Genomic DNA, 19,095 nt, shown 5'->3' with positions numbered 1-19,095 from the left:
ACCCAGGCTCTGCTGTCGCTTGCCCGTCGCCGGGTCGACGTGCTGTGGGCGATGCTGCGTGACAAGAGGCTGTTCACCTCCGCCCCGCCGCTCACGCAGACGGCTTGACACGATCATTGAGATTCCTTTCCTCAGATGTCACCACCTTGGACCGGCCGGGAGCCGCAAACTCATCGGCCGCGCCGTGAAGTAACGAGAAGACCCAGGACGCTTCAGCCGATCAGGTCGGCGAAGTGGCATCGCTTCGGAGTGCCCGGAGGACCATATGACTGCACCATGCACGCAGTCAGGAATGATCTCCACGCGGTGGGAACGGCGGTGCGAGTTCTGTCAAAAGCTCACTCCGGCCACCCTCCCCGCTCAGCCAACCGGAGGTGGCGGAGGGCCCGGTGCCCGCTCCGCGGACGGGTCGCGGCGGCCTGGGTACCCCTCGACCGCGATCACCCTCGGTTATGATGCTCACTTCATGCCGGAGGCCGGCAGCAAGGGTGGACCGCCCTTGACGGACTGCGACGCCCCTCCGAAGCCGGCCGTGGATCACATGGTTGACGAGATGGATGGCCTGGAAAAGTGTTGAAAGAGGTCGCCGCGACCCGGTACATCACGCCTCTGCGGGAAGGCGGCTCGTTGCCGGGGCTCGTCGAGGGTGATGATCTCGGTACGTACGTCATGAAGTTCACCGGCGCCGGACAGGGGCGCAAGACGCTGGTCGCGGAGGTCGTCTGCGGGGAACTCGCCCGGGCGCTGGGCCTGCGTGTGCCCCGGCTGGTGACGGTCGGACTCGACCCGGTGCTGGGACTCGGCGAGCCCGACCCGGAGGTGCAGGAACTGCTCAAGGCCAGCGGCGGCACCAACCTCGGCATGGAGTTCCTGTCCGGGGCGCTCGGCTTCGATCCGCTCGCCTTCGCGGTGGACCCGCGCGAGGCGGGCCGCATCGTCTGGTTCGACGCGCTGGTGGGCAACGTCGACCGGTCCTGGCGCAACCCCAACCTGCTGATGTGGCACGGCGAACTGTGGCTGATCGACCACGGCGCCACCATGATCTGGCAGCACAACTGGCCCGGCGCGCAAGGCTCCGCCGCCCGCCCCTACGACGCCTCCGACCACGCCCTGAAGCGCTTCGCGCCGGACGTCGCCGCCGCTGCCGCCGACCTCGCCCCCCGGGTCACCGCCGACCTCCTCGCCGAGGTCACCGCCCGGGTCCCCGACGTCTGGCTGGCGGACGAGCCCGGCTTCGAGACCCCCGACGACCTGCGGCGGGCCTACGCCGAACCGCTGCTCGCCCGGGCCGCCGACATCCACGAGCGCATCCAGGGGATCAAGTGAACGACCGGCACGTCTTCGAGTACGCGCTGCTGAGGGTCGTACCGCGGATCGAACGCGGCGAGTGCGTCAACGCCGGGGTGCTGGTGTACTGCCGCGCCAAGGCCTACGTCGGTGCGCGCACCCATCTGGACGAGGCGCGGCTGCTGGCCCTGGACCCGGCGGTGGACCTGGCCGGGGTCCGGGCCGCGCTGGGTGCCGTGGAGGGCGTCTGCGCGGGCGGCCCGGCGGCGGGGCAGGCGGCGCCGGACGACGCCGGGCGGCGCTTCCGCTGGCTGATCGCGCCCCGCTCCACGATCGTGCAGCCGGGGCCGGTGCACACCGGGCTCACCGCCGATCCGGCGGCCGAGGCGGAGCGGCTGCTGCACCTGTTGGTGAGGTAATGGATCACACGGCCCGGTGAGCCGTTGACACCGGGTGCCAGGGCTTCTAGCGTCTCGTCTGCTGAAGGTACTAAGCGGTCGCTCACCGATGGGCTGACCGCGGAGCCGCATCCCGAGGACGAGGAGAAGCAGCCATGTCCAGCACTGACCAGCGGGTCGCCGTAGTCACCGGCGGAGCGCGCGGAATCGGCGCCGCCACCGCCGTACGCCTGGCCGCCGAGGGCCGGGCCGTCGCCGTGATCGATCTCGACGAGGCCGCCTGCAAGGACACCGTCGAGCAGATCACCGGGGCGGGCGGCAGGGCCATCGCGGTCGGCTGTGACGTCTCCGACGAGGCCCAGGTCGAGGCGGCCGTCGCCCGGATCGCCGAGGAACTGGGCGCGCCGGTGATCCTCGTCAACAACGCGGGCGTGCTCCGTGACAACCTGCTGTTCAAGATGAGCGCCTCCGACTGGGACACGGTCATGAACGTCCATCTGCGCGGCGCTTTCCTGATGGCCAAGGCCTGTCAGAAGCACATGGTCGACGCGGGCTTCGGCCGGATCGTCAACCTCTCCTCGTCCTCCGCCCTCGGCAACCGCGGCCAGGTCAACTACTCCGCCGCCAAGGCCGGTCTCCAGGGCTTCACCAAGACCCTCGCCAAGGAGCTGGGCAAGTTCGGCGTCACCGCCAACTCCGTCGCCCCCGGCTTCATCGTCACCGAGATGACCAAGGCCACCGCCGAGCGCGTCGGCATGGGCTTCGAGGAGTTCCAGGCCGCCGCCGCCACCCAGATCCCGGTGCAGCGCGTGGGCCGCCCCGAGGACATCGCCAACGCGATCGCCTTCTTCACCGGCGACGACGCCGGGTTCGTCTCCGGACAGGTGATGTACGTCGCCGGCGGACCGCTCAACTAGACCCGGAGCAGGAGCGAGAACATGACTGTGGAGCTTTCGGGCAAGGTCGCCCTCATCACGGGTGGCAGCCGCGGCATCGGCTACGGCGTCGCCGAGGCCCTCATCGCGCGCGGTGACCGGGTCTGCATCACGGGCCGCAACGAGGACGCCCTGAAGGAGGCCGTCGACCAGCTCGGCTCCGACCGTGCGGTCGGCGTCGCGGGCAAGGCGCACGACGAGGCCCACCAGGCCATCGCCGTGGAGCGCACCATGGAGGCCTTCGGCCGGGTGGACTACCTGGTCAACAACGCCGGTACGAATCCGGTGTTCGGGCCGATCGCCGAGCTGGACCTGAATGTCGCGCGCAAGGTGTTCGAGACCAATGTGATCTCGGCGCTCGGCTTCGCCCAGCAGACCTGGAAGGCCTGGCAGCGGGAGAACGGCGGTGCGATCGTGAATATCGCCTCCGTCGCGGGACTCTCCCCCTCGCCGTTCATCGGCGCCTATGGCGTCAGCAAGGCCGCGATGATCAATCTGACCGTGCAACTCGCCCATGAATTCGCGCCGAAGGTTCGTGTCAATGCGGTCGCTCCGGCTGTGATCAAAACGAAATTCGCGCAGGCCCTCTATGAAGGCCGTGAGACGGAGGCCGCCGCGGCATATCCGCTTCAGCGGCTCGGTGTCCCCTCCGACATCGGCGGCGCCGTCGCGTTCCTCACCTCCGAGCAGTCCGACTGGGTCACCGGCCAGACGCTCGTCGTGGACGGCGGGATCTTCCTCAACGCCGGGGTCCACTGAGCACCGGATCGTCTTGGCCGCGGGCGTCGTTCTCCGCCCGGCCGGAACCCCTGCCCGGGTCCCGGCCGACGGAAAGCGGCGCCCGTTCGGCCTCCCGGTTCGGTGTAACAAACAGCTGCCATTCACGGATGTGCAGCTCATCGGTGTCTGACAACGTAGTCATGACACGGGTTGATCAAGAAGCGTGCACAAGCATGGCCCAACGGCCCAAAAGGCTGCGGTAATGTCTGCCGACCCTTGGTATGGCAGATCGAGGAGCGTGCGCGTGTTCAACAGGAATCGATGCTTGCAGCAACTGGCTGCGGTGGCGTCCATATCCTTGGTGGCGGGGTGCAGTCTTTTCTCCGACGACAACTCCGACGCGGGACCCATCGTCGTGGGCACCACCAGCGCGCCCAGCACCCTGGACCCCGCCGCCTCCTGGGACGGCTCCTGGGAACTGTTCCGGAACGTCTACCAGACGCTGCTGAGCTACCCCAACGGCGCGACCACGCCCCAGCCCGACGCCGCCGAGAGCTGCGGCTTCACGGACACCTCCAACCAGGCCTACCGCTGTGAGCTGCGCGAAGGGCTGAAGTTCGCGGACGGTTCCCCGCTCGACGCGCAGGCCGTGAAGCACTCCATCGACCGGATCATGGCCATCAAGGTGCCCGGTGGCCCGTCCGGACTGCTGGGCAGCCTGGAGCGGGTGCAGGCGCGCGGCGACCGCGAGGTCGTCTTCCACCTCAAGACGGCCGACGCGACCTTCCCGTTCGTGCTCGCCACCCCCGCCATGTCCATCGTCGACCCGGACAAGTACCCGGCCGACGCGCTCCTCGAGGGCACCGGCGTCAACGGCTCCGGACCGTACGCGCTCCAGTCGTACAAGGAGGGCGACGAGGCCGTACTCGTCCGCAACGACCAGTACAAGGGCTACGCCGAGCGACGCAACAACGCGGTGACCATCCGCTACTTCGACGACTCGGGCACCATGGTCAAGGCGCTCAAGGACAAGCAGATCGACATCACCTACCGCGGTCTCGCCTCCGACGACATCGTCGAACTCCAGAAGCGCAACAACGACTCCGGTCTCCAGCTGGTCGAGAACGCCGGCACCGACATCAGCTACCTGGTGTTCAACCCCAAGGACCCGTGGGCGGCCAGGCCCGCCGTGCGCAAGGCGATCGCCCAGGTCGTCGACCGGGCGTCGATCGCGCACAAGATCTACAAGGACACCGTGGACCCGCTGTACTCCATGGTCCCCAAGGGGCTGACCGGGCACACCACCGGCTTCTTCGACAGCTACGGCGATCCCGACGCCGACAAGGCCCGCGAGATCCTCACCGAGGCGGGCATCACCGAACCGGTGCCGCTCACCTTCTGGTACACCTCGGACCGGTACGGCTCCGAGACCGCCACCCAGTTCCAGGAGCTGAAGCGGCAGCTGGAGGCCACCGGCCTGTTCGAGATCACGCTGAAGAGCCGCCCCTGGAAGACCTACGTCGAGGGGTACCAGAAGGGCGAGTACCCGGTGTTCGGGCGTGGCTGGTTCCCCGACTTCCCCGACGCCGAGAACTTCATCGCCCCGTTCGTCGGCGAGGAGAACGCGCTCGGCACGCCGTACCCCGCCAACGAGATCACCGAGGAACTGCTGCCCCGCTCCCGCCAGGAGAGCGACCGGGCGCAGGTCGCCAAGGACTTCGAGGAGGCCCAGCAGATCCTCGTCAACGACGCGCGGCTGCTGCCGCTGTGGCAGGGCAAGCAGTTCATGGCCGCCAGCGAGGAGATCTCGGGCGGTGAGCGGGCGCTCGACCCGTCGACGATCATGATGCTGTGGGAGCTGTCCCGCAAGACCAGCTGGTGATACGGCGGATCCCCGGGTGGCGGAGGCGATTGTCAGTGGTCGCCGGTAGGTTCTGAAGCCTGCAAGTGACCGCACACCGTGAGGAAGTTGACGTGACCGACATCGCCATGCTGCCCGAGTCCTGGCACGGGGTTCTGGGCGACGAGCTGCACAAGCCCTACTTCAAGGAGCTGACGGAGTTCGTCGAGGAGGAGCGGGCGAAGGGTCCCGTCTACCCGCCGCGCGAGGAGGTCTTCGCCGCGCTCGACGCGACGCCGTACGAGCGGGTGAAGGTCCTGATCCTCGGCCAGGACCCGTACCACGGCGAGGGCCAGGGCCACGGCCTGTGCTTCTCGGTGCGGCCCGGTGTGAAGACGCCGCCCTCGCTGCGCAACATCTACAAGGAGATGCAGTCCGAGCTGGGCCTGCCCGTCCCGGACAACGGCTATCTGATGCCGTGGGCCCAGCAGGGCGTGCTGCTGCTCAACGCGGTGCTCACCGTTCGCGCCGGTGAGGCCAACTCGCACAAGGGCAAGGGCTGGGAGAAGTTCACCGACGCGGTGATCCGCGCGGTGGCCGACCGGCCCGACCCGGCGGTGTTCGTGCTCTGGGGGAACTACGCGCAGAAGAAGCTCCCCCTGATCGACGAGACCCGGCACGTGGTGGTGAAGGGCGCCCACCCCTCGCCGCTGTCGGCGAAGAAGTTCTTCGGCTCCCAGCCGTTCACGCAGATCAACACGGCGGTCGCCGCTCAGGGGCACGAGCCCATCGACTGGCGCATCCCCAACCTGGGCTGACGACCGGTACGCCCCGGGGCCGGTCCGGTGCCGGACCGGCCCTCGGATGCGCCTCGCCGGGATTGTCGGTGCCTGGAGCTAGCGTCGGGTGGACGGGGCTCGGCGAGTGTGCGGAGGGTGCGATGACGGAGCGGCAGGAGCAGGTGGCGCCGGATGCCGTGATGACGCGGATCGGGCAGGTCGTGATGCTGCATCACGCGGGGGACCGGGAGGAGGCCCGGCAGCGCTTCCTGGCGCTGTGGGCGGAGATCGGCGAGGACGGCGACCCGCTGCACCGTTGCACCCTCGCCCACTACATGGCCGACACCCAGGACGACCCGGCCGACGAACTGGCCTGGGACCTGCGGGCGTTGACCGCGGCGGAGGAGCTGACCGACGACCGGCCCGCCCGCCACGACGGCAACGTGGCGGTGCGGGCGCTCTACCCGTCCCTGCATCTGAACCTGGCCGCCGACTATGTGAAGCTCGGCCGCGCGGAGGCCGCCCGCACCCATCTGAGACGGGCCCGCCGCGCCTCGGCCACCCTCGCCGACGACGGCTACGGCAACGGCGTACGGGCGGCGATCGGCCGACTGGAGCTGCGGCTGGGGGAGGACGGGGCCGAGGGTGGGCGTTGAGTCTCGGGGTGCGGGGCGGGCCCCTCAGACCACCGTGCCCTCGGCGATCAGGTCACCGGTTGCCGTGCACCTGTTCGCAGGTCAGTGACTCCGGGCTGTCGGGGTGCCAGCCGCCGTACTTCCTGCCGAGTGCGCAGACGTCGGTGCCCTCGCCGAGGGCGGCGGACAGGCCCGGGGCCGAGGGCTGGGGGAGCAGGGGCGGGCGGGAGGCCAGGCGGTCCGAGGGGGCGGCGGACCGCGGGGGGCGTTCGGCGCGTGGCTCGTGCCGTACGGGGTGCCGCTCGGGTGGCTTGGCGATCGGTGCCGGTGGTGTGGCCGACGGGCGGCGCGGCGCAGGCGGGGTCGGGTCGGGGCCCGGGGAAGGGCTGATCAGCTCCAGCGCCTCACGCGCCGGGGCCTGCACGATCTGCGGTTCGGTCCCGGGCTCCGGGTGCTGTGCCGGGGGTACGGACGGCGTCCGGGGCGGGCCCGGCGCGGAGGGGTGCTGGACCGTCGTACAGCCCGAGAGGGCCGCGACGGCCACGGTGACCAGGAACGCTGTGGTGGTCGTCGTTCGATGCACCCGCGCAACAATGCTGGCTCGTCCCACCCGGGGCACGGCGGACAAGCACGGGTTACCCCACACGGGTGATCTCCGTCCCCGGTAGGGAGGGCTCGTGGGGCGCGAGGCTGACGTCAGCCGGTGCCGAGCCCAGCCGGTGCCGACGTCAGCCCGTGCCGGTGTCTGCCGGTGCCGCCCCGTCGCCGAACATCCCGGCGAGGAGTTCCCGCAGCCCCGCCCGCAGGTCCTCCAGGGTCGGCGGGTCGGCGTTGAAGGAGCCCGCAGCGCAGCTGAACATCACCCCGTCCGCCCAGGCGACCAGCGACAGGACGTGCCGGGCCGGGGAGGCGGAGCCCAGGGCGGTGACCAGGGCGGTGAGCCGGTCGCGGAAGACGGCGCCCTCGGCGTCGTAGAACGCGCGCAGCTCCGGTCGCCGGGTGGCCTCCAGGGCGAGTTCGTAGCGGGCGACGAGCAGTTCGCGGTGGTCGGTGAGGGAGCGGTGCACCGCCAGGGCCATCGCGTCGGCGAGGGAGTCGAGCCCGCGCCCGGGGTCCGGCATCTCGTGCAGCGCGAGCACCCGCGCCTCCCGCTCGGCGTGCCGCCGCAACGTCAGTTCGAGCAGTGCCTGCCGGGTGCGGGCCACGTTGGAGGTCGAGCCCTGGGGGAGTCCGGCCGCCTCGTCGACCGCCCGGTGGGTGAGTCCGCGCATCCCGCGCTCCGCGAGCAGGGTGAGGGCGGTGTCGGCGACGAGGTCCGAGCGGGAGGCGTGCGGTGCGCTCGAGGCATGCGGGGCGCTCGAAGGGTGAACGGGCATGGCGCTCAACCTACCGGGCCACCTTCCCGCTCGACTACGGCTGTAGTACAGTCCGCCGCAAGGGCTCACTACGGATGTAGTGAGCGGGCAGGGCACGAGGAGGAACCATGGCACAGGCGTCCGCACGCGCCGTCGTCGTCGGGGGCGGCATCGGTGGCCTCACCGCCGCCGTCGCCCTGCACCAGAGCGGCTGGCAGGTCACCGTCCTGGAACGCGCCCCCTCACTGGAACCCGTCGGCGCCGCCATCTCCCTCTCGCCGAACGCCCTGCGCGCCCTCGACGTCATCGGACTCGGCGACGAGATCCGCGGCCTCGCCGCCTGGCAGGGCGGCGGGGGAGGAGTACGTACACCCCGCGGGCGCTGGCTCTCGCGGTCCAGCGCCGACGCGGTGGCCGAGCGCTTCGGCGGCCCCCTGGTGCTGCTGCACCGCGCCACCCTGATCGACGGCCTCGCCGCCCGCCTCCCCGAGGGGGCAGTCCGCACGGCCGCCGCCGCCACCCTCGACGACCCCGGCGACCCCACCGGACGCCCGGCACGGCTGCGCACACCGGACGCCGAGTGGGAGGCCGACCTGGTCGTGGCCGCCGACGGCATCCACTCCGCCGTACGCCGCACCCTCTTCCCCGGCCACCCCGGAACCGTCTACTCCGGCTTCACCACCTGGCGGGTCGTCATCCCCGTGCCCGGGGTGGCCTTCGCACCCCACGAGACCTGGGGCCGCGGCTGCATCTGGGGGACGCACCCCCTCAAGGACGGCCGGGTCTACGCCTACGCCGCCGCCGTCACCCCGGCCGGGGGACACGCGCCCGACGACGAGCGAGCCGAACTGGTCCGACGCTTCGGAGACTGGCACGACCCGGTCCCCGCCGTGCTCGCCGCCGCCCGCCCCGAGGACGTGCTGCGCCACGACGTCCACCACATCGCCGAGCCCCTGCCCGCCTTCCACCGCGGCCGGGTCGCCCTCCTCGGCGACGCCGCGCACGCCATGCCCCCGACCCTCGGGCAGGGCGGAAACCAGGCCGTGGAGGACGCGGTCGTCGTCGCCCACCACGCCCGCGACCTGCCCGCCTACACCGCGGCCCGGCTGCCGCGTACGACGGCCATCACGCGCCAGGCCGTGAAGGTCGCGCGGCTGAACATGATGAGCAACCGCGCGGGGACCGCCGTACGCGACACGGTGATCGCCGCCCTGTCCAAGGCGGCACCCACGCTCTTCCTGCGCGGCTTCGACGGGATCGCCGACTGGCGGCCACCGCAGCGCCCGTATGCTGCCGGAAAGGCAGGAACAGGCAAGCGGTAGAGGAGACACCCCGTGAAGGTCGGCTGCATCGGACTCGGCGACATCGCGCAGAAGGCGTACCTGCCGGTCCTCGGCGTCCAGCCCGGGGTGGAACTGCACCTCCAGACCCGCACCCCCGCCACGCTCACCCGTGTCGCCGACGGCCTCCACCTGCCCGCCCCGCAGCGCCACGCCGACCTCGACTCACTCCTCGCCGTGGGCCTCGACGCCGCCTTCGTGCACGCGCCCACCGAAGCGCACCCGGTGATCGTGACCCGGCTGCTGGAGGCGGGCATACCGACTTACGTCGACAAGCCGCTCGCCTATGAACTAGCCGAATCCGAGCGGCTGGTGACGCTCGCCGAGCAGCGCGGGGTCGGGCTCGCCGTCGGCTTCAACCGGAGGTACGCGCCCGCGTACGCGCAGTGCGCCGAGCACCCGCGCGAGCTGATCGTGATGCAGAAGAACCGCGTCGGCCTCCCGGAGGAGCCGCGCACGATGGTCCTCGACGACTTCATCCACGTCGTGGACACCCTCCGCTTCCTGGTCCCCGGCCCGGTCGACGACGTGACCGTGCGCGCCCGCACCGAGGGCGGCCTGCTGCACCACGTCGTGCTCCAGCTCGCCGGGGACGGCTTCACCGCGCTCGGCGTGATGAACCGGCTCAGCGGCTCCACGGAGGAGATCCTCGAGGTGTCCGGGCAGGACACCAAGCGGCAGGTGCTCAACATCGCCGAGGTCGTCGACCACAAGGGGCAGCCGACCGTACGGCGGCGCGGGGACTGGGTGCCGGTGGCCCGGCAGCGCGGCATCGAGCAGGTGGCGCTGGCCTTCCTGGACGCCGTACGGGCCGGGAAGACGCTCAGCGCGCGGGACGCGCTGGCGACTCACGAACTGTGCGAGCGGGTGGTGCGGGCGGTCCAGGAGCGCGCCGCCCAGGCCGCCTGACCCGCCGCGTCCCCTCGGCCAGCCCGTACCCGACGAGCACCAGCAGCGCCGCGTACACCGGCCAGGCGCCGAGCCGCGCGTACGGCGTGACACCGTCGGCCAGCGGCACCTCGTACACCCGCGCGGCGCTCTCGTCCGTGCCCAGCCAGGAGCCGACGCGGTGCCCGCTCGGGTCGTACACCGCGGAGACGCCGGTCAGGGTGGTGTGCACCATCGAGCGGCCGGTCTCAGCGGCGCGCAGCGCGGCGAGCGAGGCGTGCTGGGCGGGCGCCCAGCTCTGCTGGAAGGTGGAGGTCGCGGACTGGGCGATCAGCACGTCGGCGCCGTCGCGGGCGAGGGCACGGCTGAGGTCCGGGAACGCCGACTCGAAGCACACCATCGGGCCGATGCGCAGGCCGTCGCCGACGGTCATCACGACCTGCTCGGTGCCGCGCCTGCGGTCCTCGGCCGCCGCCTCGCCGACCGAGGTCGCCCAGCCGAGCACGGAGCGGGCCGGGACGTACTCGCCGAACGGCACCAGCCGCATCTTGTCGTAGCGGTCGCCGGTGCGGCCGTCCGGGCCGACCAGCACCGAACTCTTGTAGATGCCGGGCCGGTCGGAGCGGCGGGCGTCCACGTTCACCAGGATCTCGGCGCCCGTCTCACGGGAGAGGGCGGCCAGCCGCCTGGTCAGGTCGGGCCGGTCACCGAGGTCGAAGCCGACACTGCTCTCACCCCAGACGATCAGGTCGACGTCCTGTCCGACGAGGCCGCGGGTCAGTCGTTCCTCGCGGTCGAACCTGCGGTCGGCGCTGGCGGGGCCGCTGATGACGCCCGGCTGGACGACGGCGACGCGTACGCGGTCGTCGGTGCCGGGGCGGGGGGACCAGACATGGGCGGCCGTGGTGGCGACGGAGGTGAGGACGAGGGCGGCCACGGCGGCCAGGGCGGGCGTGGGGGAAGCGAACCTCCGCAGGCCGGCCCGGACCAGCACCGAGACCGCCACGTTCACGGTCACCACCAGGAAGCTCAGCAGCCACACCCCGCCCACCGAGGCCAGCCGCAGCGCTGCTTCCTGCTGCCACTGGCTGGCGCCGAGCATGCCCCACGGGCCGCCCAGCCCCTCCCAGGAGCGGACCAGTTCCACCGCCAGCCAGCCCGACGGGAGCACCAGCAGCGCCGCCGCGGTCCGGCGTGCGCCGGGCGCCCCGCCGAGGAACCGGCGCACGAGCCAGCCCCAGGGTGCCCACAGCGCGCCGAGGAGCGCCGCGATGACGAAGGTGAACACATGCAGGTTGGGCAGCAGCCAGTGGTGCACGGCCAGCATGAAGCCGAAGCCGCCGCACCAGCCGTCGTACAGCGCCCGCCTGCCGGTCGGGGCGGTGCGGAGCAGCAGCAGCCAGGGCACCAGCGCGACCCAGGCGAACCACCACCAGGAGGGCGCCGGGAAGGCCAGCATCGGCAGCGCCCCCACCGCCACGGCGATCACCGAGCGCCGCCACGGGGAGGCGAGCCACTGACCGGACCACTTCATACGGCGCCTCCCTACCCGGTGGGTCCAGTGTGCGCGCCGGGGACGATCTCAAACCAGAAGGCGCCCGGTCAGTTGATCACACCGGTGCCGGGCCGGTCGGGCAGACGCCGCCATTTCTCCTGGACGGTCACCTCGCGCAGCCGCCAGCCCTCGGCCGTCCGCAGCAGCCCGAAGGCGTAGCGGCCGCCGCACACGAAGTCGGGGGCGGGGGAGTCGCCGTCCGCGGCGAACCGCATCGGGTTGACGTAGTCGGCCCGGACCCGTGCGGTGTCGCCGGTGTCGCGCTCCAGGAGGCCGAAGGTCACCCGGCGGTTGACGATCAGATGCTGCCGCACCGGGAACACCCGCATGCTCTCCGCGAGCCACGCGGCGACCTGCCCGGCGTCCCCCTCGATACCCCCGGCCGAGCGGTAGTCGGCCCGCCCCTCCGGCGCGAACAGCCGTCGGTACGCCTCCCAGTCGCCGTCGTCCACCGCCCCCGCATAGTCGGTGATCAAGTCGTCCACGGCCAGCCGGTCCATCACGGTGGCCAGCTCCACACGCTGCGTCATCGGCTCAGTGTTGGGCACGGGGGCGGTCCCGCCAAGGGGGCGTGCGGCCCTAAGCTGATCGACTTCGGCCCGTAGCACTGGAGGAACTCATGACGCGTCCTGTCACGGTCGTCACCGGCGGCAGCCGGGGCATCGGCGCCGCGGTCTGCCGACGCCTCGCGGCGGACGGGCACGATCTGGCCATCGGGTACGTCCATGCCGCCGAGGCCGCCGAGGCGGTGGCCGACGAGGTGCGCAAGGCGGGCGCGAGTTGTGTCGTCGTACGGGTGGACACCTCGGACGAGGCCGAGGTGGAGCGTCTCTTCGCCACCGCCGAGGAGCGGCTCGGGCCGGTCACCGGGCTGGTGAACAACGCCGGGGTGACCGGGCCGCTGGGACGCCTCGCCGACACCGACACCGCGGTGCTGCGCCGGGTCCTCGAAGTCAACGTGCTGGGCGTGCTGCTGTGCGCGCGCCGGGCGGCCCAGCTGATGGCCCCCAGGGGCGGGGGAGCGATCGTGAACATCTCCTCGGCCGCAGCGACGCTCGGCAGCCCCGGCGAGTACGTCCACTACGCCGCCACCAAGGCCGCCGTGGACGCCCTGACCATGGGCCTGGCCAAGGAACTGGGCCCGGACGGCGTCCGTGTCAACGCGGTCGCCCCGGGAACCACCGACACCGACATCCACGCCACGATGGGCGCCCCCGACCGGGCCCGCCAGGTCGCCCGACGAGTCCCGCTCCGCCGCCCCGGCCACCCCGACGACATCGCCGCGGCCGTCGCCTGGCTGATGTCCCCGGACGCGTCGTACACGACGGGGGCGGTACTGCGGGTGGCGGGCGGGCTGTGAGCGCGCGGTGCGTGTCCGCTCGGCTCAGGGTGCCGGGCGCAGCTTCTGGAACGCCGTCGGGGCCGGCCGGTCCGACAGGAACTCCTTGATCCGACGGGCACACTCCGGCGCGTCGAGGACGCCGGTGTCGCACTCGATGTCGTACAGGCCGTGCGCGTGGACCTGCCGGAGCTGACGGGCGGCGAGCCCGGGCGGGCGGTCTCCGCGGGCCCGCTCACGGCGCTCCACCTCGGCCTCGGGACAGTGCACGCCGACGAAGACCACGTCCTCGGGCACGAACAGCGACAGACAGTCGTCGAGCCGCCAGGGAGCGCTGAGCACATGGTCCACGACGACGTCGTTGCCCGCGGCGGCCATCCCGGCGACGGCGCGATGGAAGCCCTGCCAGGTGCGGTGCAGCACGGTGTCGAGCCGGTCCGGCGGGACGGGGGTGCGCGAGCGCATCGCGTGGAAGGAGTCGACGGCCATGTGGAAGCAGGGCTCGTCCAGGATGCGGAGCAGCTCGGTGGCGATGGCGGACTTGCCCGAGCTGGATGTGCCGTTGAGGAAGATGACCAGGCCGCGCCTGGGCGGCACCTCCGTCAGATGCCGCACGCCGCCTGCCCCCTCCCGGGTCCGCGAACCCTCAGGCCGCTTCGATGATGCCGTCGCGGATGGCTGCTGCCCATTCCACGACCAGCAGTTCGTACTCCGTGCGTTCCTGGGGGGACAGGGTGCCGCCCGCGCGCAGCCACAGGGCGCGGATCTGTTCGTTGACCTCGGCGGCGGAGCGCGTGGCGCCGGGCGGCACGTCACCGGGCGTTAAGAAGTCGGGGGACATGCGGGCAAGCCTAGGGGCAAGCACTGACACTGCGCCACCGGCCCACTACGCAGACCGTATGAGGTCGGCCACGTGCGGGGCGGGGGCCGTCAGTGTGCCGGTTCGCCCGCGTCCGGGCTGAGCACGCCGAACGTGACCAGGGCGACGAGGATGATGCCGAGGACGACGCGGTAGTAGACGAACGGCATGAAGCTCTTGGTCGAGATGAACTTCATGAACCATGCGATCACCGCGTATCCGCTGACGAAGGCGATCACCGTGGCGAAGACGGTCGGGCCCCAGGAGACATGGCCGGTCTCCATGGCGTCCTTCAGCTCGAACAGGCCGGAGGCGAGGACGGCCGGGATGGCGAGGAGGAAGGAGTAGCGGGCCGCCGCCTCGCGCTTGTAGCCCATGAACAGGCCGCCGCTGATCGTCGCGCCGGAGCGGGAGACGCCCGGGATCAGGGCCGCCGCCTGGCACAGGCCGAAGATCAGGCCGTCCTTGACGCCGAGGTCCTTCAGGTCCTTGCGGGGCCGGGCGGCGCGGTGCCGGCCGCCGGTCTCGTCGCGGGCCGCCAGCCGGTCGGCGACGCCGATGACGATGCCGATCACGATCAGCATGGTGGCGGTGATCCGCAGATCACGGAACGGGCCCACGATCTGGTCCTTCAGCGTGACACCGAGCACACCGATCGGGATCGACCCGACGATCACCAGCCAGCCCATCTGGGCGTCGTGGTCCTTGCGCCACGCCTTGTCGTGCAGCGAGCGCGTCCACGCGGCGAGGATGCGGCCGATGTCCTTGCGGAAGTAGATCAGGACGGCCGCTTCGGTGCCGATCTGGGTGATCGCAGTGAAGGCCGCGCCGGGGTCCTCCCAGCCCGAGAAGGCCGCGGTCAGCCGCAGGTGGGCGCTGGAGGACACGGGGAGGAACTCGGTCAGCCCCTGGACGAGTCCGAGGATGAGTGATTCGAACCAAGACATGAAGTTACGGAGTCCAAGTGCCGATCGAGAAACGGGCGACGGGCACGCCGATCGCCCGTGGTGGGGTGCTCGGGAGTGCCGGAGGGCAGCGTAGCGCCCTTGGATGACGGGGCCGACACAGGGGTTTGGAAGATGATCGACGGCCGGAGGGTGGCGTCCCGGGGCCGGGGCTCACGCCGCTGTCGGGCCCTTCACCGTCCAGCCGGGGGACTGCGGGTGGGGGATCAGCTCCTCGTGGCGCACGGGTTCGCCGCAGGCGGTGCAGGTGACGGCCGGGACGAGTTCGTTGCCGCAGATGTGCTCGATCACCATGGGCCGGTCCTCTCCGCCGCGCAGATGGCGGTCGCCCCACGCCATCAGCGTGAGCAGCACGGGCTCCAGTTCGAGGCCCGCGCGGGTCGGCCGGTACTCGAAGCGCTGCGGGCGCTCGCTGTAGACGCGCTTGGTCAGGATCCCGGCGTCGACGAGGCGGCGCAGCCGGGTGGCGAGGATGTCGCGCGGGGCGCCGATGTTGCGCACCAACTGGTCGAAGCGTCCGTTGCCGAGGCACACCTCGCGCAGGACGAGCAGGGAGTACTTCTCGCCCACGAGGGCCAGGGTGTCGGCGACGGAGCAGGGGCGCGGGTCTTTTCGGGCGGCCATGCGCCCCAGTCTAGTGAGGGTTTGATTTTCCAACCCTCCGCGCTATGGTGAGTTCGGATTTCCTACTCACCGGTAGTGGAGGGCCCGCACATGCGAGACGCAGTGATCGTCGAAGCCGTACGCACCCCGATCGGCAAGGGCAGGCCGGGCGGCGCCCTCGCGCACGTCCACCCCGTCGAACTCCTCGCCCACACCCTGCGCACCCTCGTCGAGCGCACCGGCGTGGACCCCGCGCTCATCGACGACGTCATCGGCGGCACCGTCGACCAGGTCGGCGAGCAGGCCATGAACACCACCCGGTACGCCGCCCTGTCGGCGGGCTTCCCCGAGTCGGTCCCCGCCACCACCGTCGACCGCCAGTGCGGCTCCTCCCAGCAGGCCGTCCACTTCGCGGCCCAGGGCGTCATCGCCGGGGCGTACGACATGGTCGTCGCCTGCGGCGTGGAGTCGATGAGCCGGGTGCCGATGTGGTCGAACGTGCCGCCCGGTGTCGACCCCTTCGGCCCCGGCGTCGCCGAGCGCTACCCCGACGGCCTGGTCCCGCAGGGCATCAGCGCCGAACTGATCGCCGCCAAGTGGTCCCTCACGCGTGAGCGCCTCGACGCCTTCGCGGTCGCCTCGCATCACAAGGCCGCCGCCGCGTGGGACGCCGGACTCTTCGACGCCGAGGTGGCGCCGCTGGACGGGGTCGCGCGCGACGAATGCGTACGGCCGGGCAGCACCGTCGAGGTCCTCGCCGGTCTGCGGCCCGCCTACCACGACCCGGGCTTCGCCGAGCGCTTCCCGCAGATCGAGTGGAACATCACCGCGGGCAACGCCAGCCCCCTCAACGACGGCGCCTCCGCCGTGCTGATCACCTCCGGCGAGACCGCCGCCCGCCTGGGCCTGCGCCCGCTGGCCCGGCTGCACAGCTTCGCCGTCACCGGCTCCGACCCGCTGCTGATGCTCACCGGCGTCATCCCGGCGACCGAGAAGGTGCTGCGCAGGGCCGCCCTGACCCTGGACGACATCGACCTCTTCGAGGTCAACGAGGCCTTCTCCAGCGTCGTCCTGGCCTGGCAGCAGGAGACCGGCGCCGATCTCGACAAGGTCAACGTGCACGGCGGCGCCATCGCGCTCGGCCATCCGCTCGGCGCCAGCGGCACCCGGCTGACCACCACCCTGGTGCACGCCATGCACCAGCGCGGCGCCCGCTACGCCCTCCAGACCATGTGCGAGGCGGGCGGCCTGGCCAACGCGATGATCCTCGAGAACGTCTGAGCGACCGCCGTGGGGCGAGGGCTCAGCGCCCGCGCAGCCGGTGCCGCTTGCGCCAGCCCACCACCGCACCCGCCAGCGCCGGTACGGCGATACAGCCCATCGCGATCAGGAACGCCGGGGACGTCGGCGTGGAGGCGCGGGCGCCGGCGACGGCGTACGCGGCGGTGTTCGGGATCGAGCCGAGCGCCGTCGCGATCAGGAACGGCCAGATGCTCATGCGGGAGACGGCGGCGCAGTAGTTCGCCGCGGCGAACGGCACCCCAGGGAACAGCCGCACCGCCAGCATCGAACGGAACGCGTGCTTGCTGAGCTGCCCGTCCGCGGCCTTCAGCAACCGGCCCCGCAGCAGCGGCCGGAGCGCGTCCTGGCCGAGGACGCGGCCCAGCACGAAGGAGAGCCCGGCGCCCAGCACGGTACCGGCCACCGCCGCCCCCAGACCCAGCTGGGTGCCGAACAAGGCGCCCGAGGCCAGGTTCAGCAAGGGGCGCGGCACGAACGCCACCGTGCACAGGCCGTACGCCACCGCGAACACCAGCGCCGCCGCGGCACCGCCGAGGTGCGGCGGCCAGCCGTGCGCCAGCAGCCGCTGCGGCTCGAACAGCAGGACCGCCGAGGCAGCCCCGACGAGCAGCGCGACCAGCAGGGAGAAACGGGACCAAGGGGACATCAGCACCCGTACCGCTCTCGCGGCGGGGCTGAGGGGCAGCGCGACCGCGGTGGTCGCGACGGTGGCCGGGGGAGGGGCCATGGTGGTGCCGCCAGAGCGGGTGGAGGCATCGAGCATCCCGTGACAGTAATCGACCGATGTGTGTGATCGCCGTATGGTCCGTCTCACGACTGTCACAGTCGGGCGGACGGCGGCCCTCCGGCCAGGGCGAAAACCATTCGACGCCCGGCCCCGCGTCGGCGATGATCGACGTCATGTTCCGGCACGCCTTCCTCCTGGCGGCATCCGCGGTCGCGGATGCTCCGAAGGCTGCCGTTCCCGTCTTCCTGACAGCCGTCGACGGCGCCCGAAGCTGACCCTCCCCGGATCGCCCGGCGGACCCCGCAGGGGGAGGGTCGGCGAGTCCTCGGGGTCCCCACTTACCGACGCAGTGACTTCGAGGTACAGCCATGTCCAAGACGGCTTACGTCCGCACCAAACCGCATCTCAACATCGGCACGATGGGCCATGTCGACCACGGCAAGACCACCCTGACCGCCGCCATCACCAAGGTCCTCGCCGAGCGCGGCTCCGGCACCTTCGTGCCGTTCGACCGCATCGACCGCGCCCCGGAGGAGGCCGCCCGCGGCATCACCATCAACATCGCGCACGTCGAGTACGAGACCGACACCCGGCACTACGCGCACGTCGACATGCCGGGCCACGCCGACTACGTGAAGAACATGGTCACCGGTGCCGCCCAGCTGGACGGGGCGATCCTGGTGGTCTCCGCACTCGACGGGATCATGCCGCAGACCGCCGAACACGTGCTGCTGGCCCGGCAGGTGGGCGTCGACCACGTCGTCGTCGCCCTGAACAAGGCCGACGCCGGGGACGAGGAACTCACCGACCTAGTCGAGCTGGAGGTCCGCGAACTGCTCACCGCGCACGGCTACGGCGGTGACACCGCGCCCGTCGTACGGGTCTCCGGGCTGAAGGCCCTGGAAGGGGACCCGAAGTGGACGGCGGCCGTCGAGGCGCTGCTCGACGCGGTGGACACCTACGTGCCGATGCCGGAGCGGTACGTGGACGCGCCGTTCCTGCTGCCGGTGGAGAACGTGCTCACCATCACCGGCCGGGGCACCGTGGTGACCGGCGCCGTCGAGCGCGGCACGGTGCGGGTCGGTGACCGGGTCGAGGTGCTCGGCGCCGGTGTCGAGACGGTCGTCACCGGTCTGGAGACCTTCGGCAAGCCCATGGCCGAGGCGCAGGCCGGGGACAACGTGGCGCTGCTGCTGCGCGGTGTCCCCCGGGACGCGGTCCGGCGCGGGCACGTGGTGGCGGCGCCGGGCAGCGTGGCGCCGCGGGAGCGCTTCACGGCGCGGGTGTACGTGCTGTCGGCCCGCGAGGGCGGCCGTACGACGGCGGTCGCCACCGGGTACCGGCCGCAGTTCTACATCCGCACCGCGGACGTGGTCGGCGACATCGACCTCGGGGACACGGCGGTCGCCCGGCCCGGTGACACCGTCACGATGACGGTCGCGCTGGGCCGCCCGGTCCCGCTGGAGCCCGGCCTCGGCTTCGCCATACGCGAGGGCGGTCGCACCGTCGGCGCGGGCACCGTCACGGAGGTGCTCTGAGGGCGCCGCCTCCCCCGTGGGGGGGGGGCG

21 protein-coding genes are annotated in these 19,095 nt (G+C 71.8%); 12 read left to right on the top strand and 9 right to left on the bottom strand.

What is annotated here, in order from left to right; translation table 11 throughout:
* Positions 1–570 precede the first annotated feature (570 nt).
* The 7 genes from KBY47_RS34735 to KBY47_RS34705 all read left to right on the top strand — a co-directional run bounded on the left by KBY47_RS34735 (position 571) and on the right by KBY47_RS34705 (position 6,615).
* Positions 571–1,326 (top strand): HipA family kinase, encoded by a 756-nt coding sequence (locus KBY47_RS34735; protein ID WP_210928387.1) that lies wholly within the window; start codon positions 571–573, stop codon positions 1,324–1,326.
* Positions 1,323–1,706 (top strand): DUF3037 domain-containing protein, encoded by a 384-nt coding sequence (locus tag KBY47_RS34730; RefSeq protein ID WP_210928385.1) that lies wholly within the window; start codon positions 1,323–1,325, stop codon positions 1,704–1,706. Before KBY47_RS34735 ends, KBY47_RS34730 begins: the two co-directional genes overlap by 4 nt.
* A 134-nt stretch (positions 1,707–1,840) precedes the next feature.
* Entirely contained in the window at positions 1,841–2,602 is a 762-nt protein-coding gene (gene fabG, locus KBY47_RS34725; protein WP_210928383.1) for a 3-oxoacyl-ACP reductase FabG, read from the top strand.
* A 21-nt stretch (positions 2,603–2,623) separates the two neighbouring features.
* Entirely contained in the window at positions 2,624–3,379 is a 756-nt protein-coding gene (locus tag KBY47_RS34720) for an SDR family oxidoreductase (RefSeq protein ID WP_210928380.1), read from the top strand.
* A 223-nt stretch (positions 3,380–3,602) separates the two neighbouring features.
* Complete coding sequence (locus tag KBY47_RS34715) at positions 3,603–5,222, top strand: ABC transporter substrate-binding protein (RefSeq protein WP_210928378.1); 1,620 nt, start codon at positions 3,603–3,605, stop codon at positions 5,220–5,222.
* A 92-nt stretch (positions 5,223–5,314) separates the two neighbouring features.
* Positions 5,315–5,998, top strand: coding sequence for a uracil-DNA glycosylase (locus KBY47_RS34710; protein WP_210928376.1), 684 nt, complete (start codon positions 5,315–5,317; stop codon positions 5,996–5,998).
* Between the two features lie 122 nt (positions 5,999–6,120).
* Positions 6,121–6,615 (top strand): tetratricopeptide repeat protein, encoded by a 495-nt coding sequence (locus tag KBY47_RS34705; RefSeq protein ID WP_210928373.1) that lies wholly within the window; start codon positions 6,121–6,123, stop codon positions 6,613–6,615.
* 52 nt (positions 6,616–6,667) lie between these two features.
* Here the strand turns inward: KBY47_RS34705 and KBY47_RS34700 are convergent, their stop codons facing one another.
* Together KBY47_RS34700 and KBY47_RS34695 are read right to left on the bottom strand one after the other, a co-directional pair.
* Positions 6,668–7,177, bottom strand: coding sequence for a hypothetical protein (locus KBY47_RS34700; protein ID WP_210928371.1), 510 nt, complete (start codon positions 7,175–7,177; stop codon positions 6,668–6,670).
* Positions 7,178–7,322: 145 nt separating this feature from the next.
* A complete protein-coding gene (locus KBY47_RS34695) occupies positions 7,323–7,970 on the bottom strand; it encodes a TetR/AcrR family transcriptional regulator (RefSeq protein ID WP_210928369.1) in 648 nt (215 codons plus the stop codon).
* A gap of 107 nt (positions 7,971–8,077) precedes the next feature.
* Here KBY47_RS34695 and KBY47_RS34690 point away from each other — a divergent pair, with 107 nt between their 5' ends.
* Together KBY47_RS34690 and KBY47_RS34685 are read left to right on the top strand one after the other, a co-directional pair.
* On the top strand, positions 8,078–9,271 hold the full coding sequence (locus KBY47_RS34690) for an FAD-dependent monooxygenase (RefSeq protein WP_210928367.1): 1,194 nt from the start codon (positions 8,078–8,080) through the stop codon (positions 9,269–9,271).
* Between the two features lie 12 nt (positions 9,272–9,283).
* On the top strand, positions 9,284–10,198 hold the full coding sequence (locus KBY47_RS34685) for a Gfo/Idh/MocA family protein (RefSeq protein ID WP_210928365.1): 915 nt from the start codon (positions 9,284–9,286) through the stop codon (positions 10,196–10,198).
* On the opposite strand, the gene lnt is transcribed toward KBY47_RS34685, so the two are convergent.
* Both lnt and KBY47_RS34675 read right to left on the bottom strand, forming a co-directional pair.
* Positions 10,113–11,711 (bottom strand): apolipoprotein N-acyltransferase, encoded by a 1,599-nt coding sequence (gene lnt, locus KBY47_RS34680; RefSeq protein ID WP_210928362.1) that lies wholly within the window; start codon positions 11,709–11,711, stop codon positions 10,113–10,115. The genes KBY47_RS34685 and lnt overlap by 86 nt on opposite strands.
* 68 nt (positions 11,712–11,779) lie before the next feature.
* Positions 11,780–12,262: a nuclear transport factor 2 family protein gene (locus KBY47_RS34675; RefSeq protein ID WP_210928359.1), complete on the bottom strand. Its 483-nt coding sequence runs from the start codon at positions 12,260–12,262 to the stop codon at positions 11,780–11,782.
* A gap of 89 nt (positions 12,263–12,351) precedes the next feature.
* Here KBY47_RS34675 and KBY47_RS34670 point away from each other — a divergent pair, with 89 nt between their 5' ends.
* Positions 12,352–13,092 carry an SDR family NAD(P)-dependent oxidoreductase gene (locus KBY47_RS34670; protein ID WP_210928356.1) on the top strand — a complete coding sequence of 247 codons (741 nt, stop codon included), beginning with the start codon at positions 12,352–12,354 and terminating at the stop codon, positions 13,090–13,092.
* 24 nt (positions 13,093–13,116) lie between these two features.
* Here KBY47_RS34670 and KBY47_RS34665 read toward each other — a convergent pair whose 3' ends face one another.
* The 4 genes from KBY47_RS34665 to KBY47_RS34650 all read right to left on the bottom strand — a co-directional run bounded on the left by KBY47_RS34665 (position 13,117) and on the right by KBY47_RS34650 (position 15,519).
* Positions 13,117–13,686: an AAA family ATPase gene (locus tag KBY47_RS34665; protein ID WP_210928353.1), complete on the bottom strand. Its 570-nt coding sequence runs from the start codon at positions 13,684–13,686 to the stop codon at positions 13,117–13,119.
* Between the two features lie 31 nt (positions 13,687–13,717).
* Positions 13,718–13,912, bottom strand: a complete 195-nt coding sequence (locus KBY47_RS34660) for a hypothetical protein (RefSeq protein ID WP_210928351.1) — start codon at positions 13,910–13,912, stop codon at positions 13,718–13,720.
* 89 nt (positions 13,913–14,001) lie between these two features.
* Positions 14,002–14,877 carry an undecaprenyl-diphosphate phosphatase gene (locus tag KBY47_RS34655; RefSeq protein WP_210928348.1) on the bottom strand — a complete coding sequence of 292 codons (876 nt, stop codon included), beginning with the start codon at positions 14,875–14,877 and terminating at the stop codon, positions 14,002–14,004.
* Between the two features lie 171 nt (positions 14,878–15,048).
* Entirely contained in the window at positions 15,049–15,519 is a 471-nt protein-coding gene (locus KBY47_RS34650) for a helix-turn-helix domain-containing protein (protein ID WP_210928347.1), read from the bottom strand.
* A 90-nt stretch (positions 15,520–15,609) separates the two neighbouring features.
* On the opposite strand from KBY47_RS34650, the gene KBY47_RS34645 reads away from it, so the two are divergent.
* Complete coding sequence (locus KBY47_RS34645; protein WP_210928346.1) at positions 15,610–16,779, top strand: thiolase family protein; 1,170 nt, start codon at positions 15,610–15,612, stop codon at positions 16,777–16,779.
* 22 nt (positions 16,780–16,801) lie between these two features.
* On the opposite strand, the gene KBY47_RS34640 is transcribed toward KBY47_RS34645, so the two are convergent.
* Entirely contained in the window at positions 16,802–17,563 is a 762-nt protein-coding gene (locus KBY47_RS34640; RefSeq protein WP_210928345.1) for a TVP38/TMEM64 family protein, read from the bottom strand.
* Positions 17,564–17,895: 332 nt separating this feature from the next.
* Here KBY47_RS34640 and tuf point away from each other — a divergent pair, with 332 nt between their 5' ends.
* Complete coding sequence (tuf, locus tag KBY47_RS34635; protein ID WP_210928344.1) at positions 17,896–19,065, top strand: elongation factor Tu; 1,170 nt, start codon at positions 17,896–17,898, stop codon at positions 19,063–19,065.
* The last annotated feature ends 30 nt before the right edge of the window (positions 19,066–19,095 follow it).

Origin of the sequence: Streptomyces sp. B93 (assembly GCF_018070565.1) — a bacterium.
In the GTDB taxonomy this organism is placed as follows: Bacteria; Actinomycetota; Actinomycetes; order Streptomycetales; family Streptomycetaceae; genus Streptomyces.
Note: the sequence above shows the minus strand (reverse complement) of the source record. Positions and strands in the feature narration are given on the sequence as shown.

Bases quoted from the DNA above. Each gene is read 5' to 3' on its own strand.
- fabG (WP_210928383.1), top strand. From the start codon at position 1,841: ATGTCCAGCACTGACCAGCGGGTCGCCGTAGTCACCGGCGGAGCGCGC.
- KBY47_RS34720 (WP_210928380.1), top strand. From the start codon at position 2,624: ATGACTGTGGAGCTTTCGGGCAAGGTCGCCCTCATCACGGGTGGCAGC.
- KBY47_RS34715 (WP_210928378.1), top strand. From the start codon at position 3,603: ATGTCTGCCGACCCTTGGTATGGCAGATCGAGGAGCGTGCGCGTGTTC.
- KBY47_RS34705 (WP_210928373.1), top strand. From the start codon at position 6,121: ATGACGGAGCGGCAGGAGCAGGTGGCGCCGGATGCCGTGATGACGCGG.
- KBY47_RS34695 (WP_210928369.1), bottom strand. From the start codon at position 7,970: ATGCCCGTTCACCCTTCGAGCGCCCCGCATGCCTCGAGCGCACCGCAC.
- KBY47_RS34690 (WP_210928367.1), top strand. From the start codon at position 8,078: ATGGCACAGGCGTCCGCACGCGCCGTCGTCGTCGGGGGCGGCATCGGT.
- lnt (WP_210928362.1), bottom strand. From the start codon at position 11,711: ATGAAGTGGTCCGGTCAGTGGCTCGCCTCCCCGTGGCGGCGCTCGGTG.
- KBY47_RS34675 (WP_210928359.1), bottom strand. From the start codon at position 12,262: ATGACGCAGCGTGTGGAGCTGGCCACCGTGATGGACCGGCTGGCCGTG.
- KBY47_RS34670 (WP_210928356.1), top strand. From the start codon at position 12,352: ATGACGCGTCCTGTCACGGTCGTCACCGGCGGCAGCCGGGGCATCGGC.
- KBY47_RS34660 (WP_210928351.1), bottom strand. From the start codon at position 13,912: ATGTCCCCCGACTTCTTAACGCCCGGTGACGTGCCGCCCGGCGCCACG.
- KBY47_RS34655 (WP_210928348.1), bottom strand. From the start codon at position 14,877: ATGTCTTGGTTCGAATCACTCATCCTCGGACTCGTCCAGGGGCTGACC.
- KBY47_RS34650 (WP_210928347.1), bottom strand. From the start codon at position 15,519: ATGGCCGCCCGAAAAGACCCGCGCCCCTGCTCCGTCGCCGACACCCTG.
- KBY47_RS34645 (WP_210928346.1), top strand. From the start codon at position 15,610: ATGCGAGACGCAGTGATCGTCGAAGCCGTACGCACCCCGATCGGCAAG.
- KBY47_RS34640 (WP_210928345.1), bottom strand. From the start codon at position 17,563: ATGCTCGATGCCTCCACCCGCTCTGGCGGCACCACCATGGCCCCTCCC.
- tuf (WP_210928344.1), top strand. From the start codon at position 17,896: ATGTCCAAGACGGCTTACGTCCGCACCAAACCGCATCTCAACATCGGC.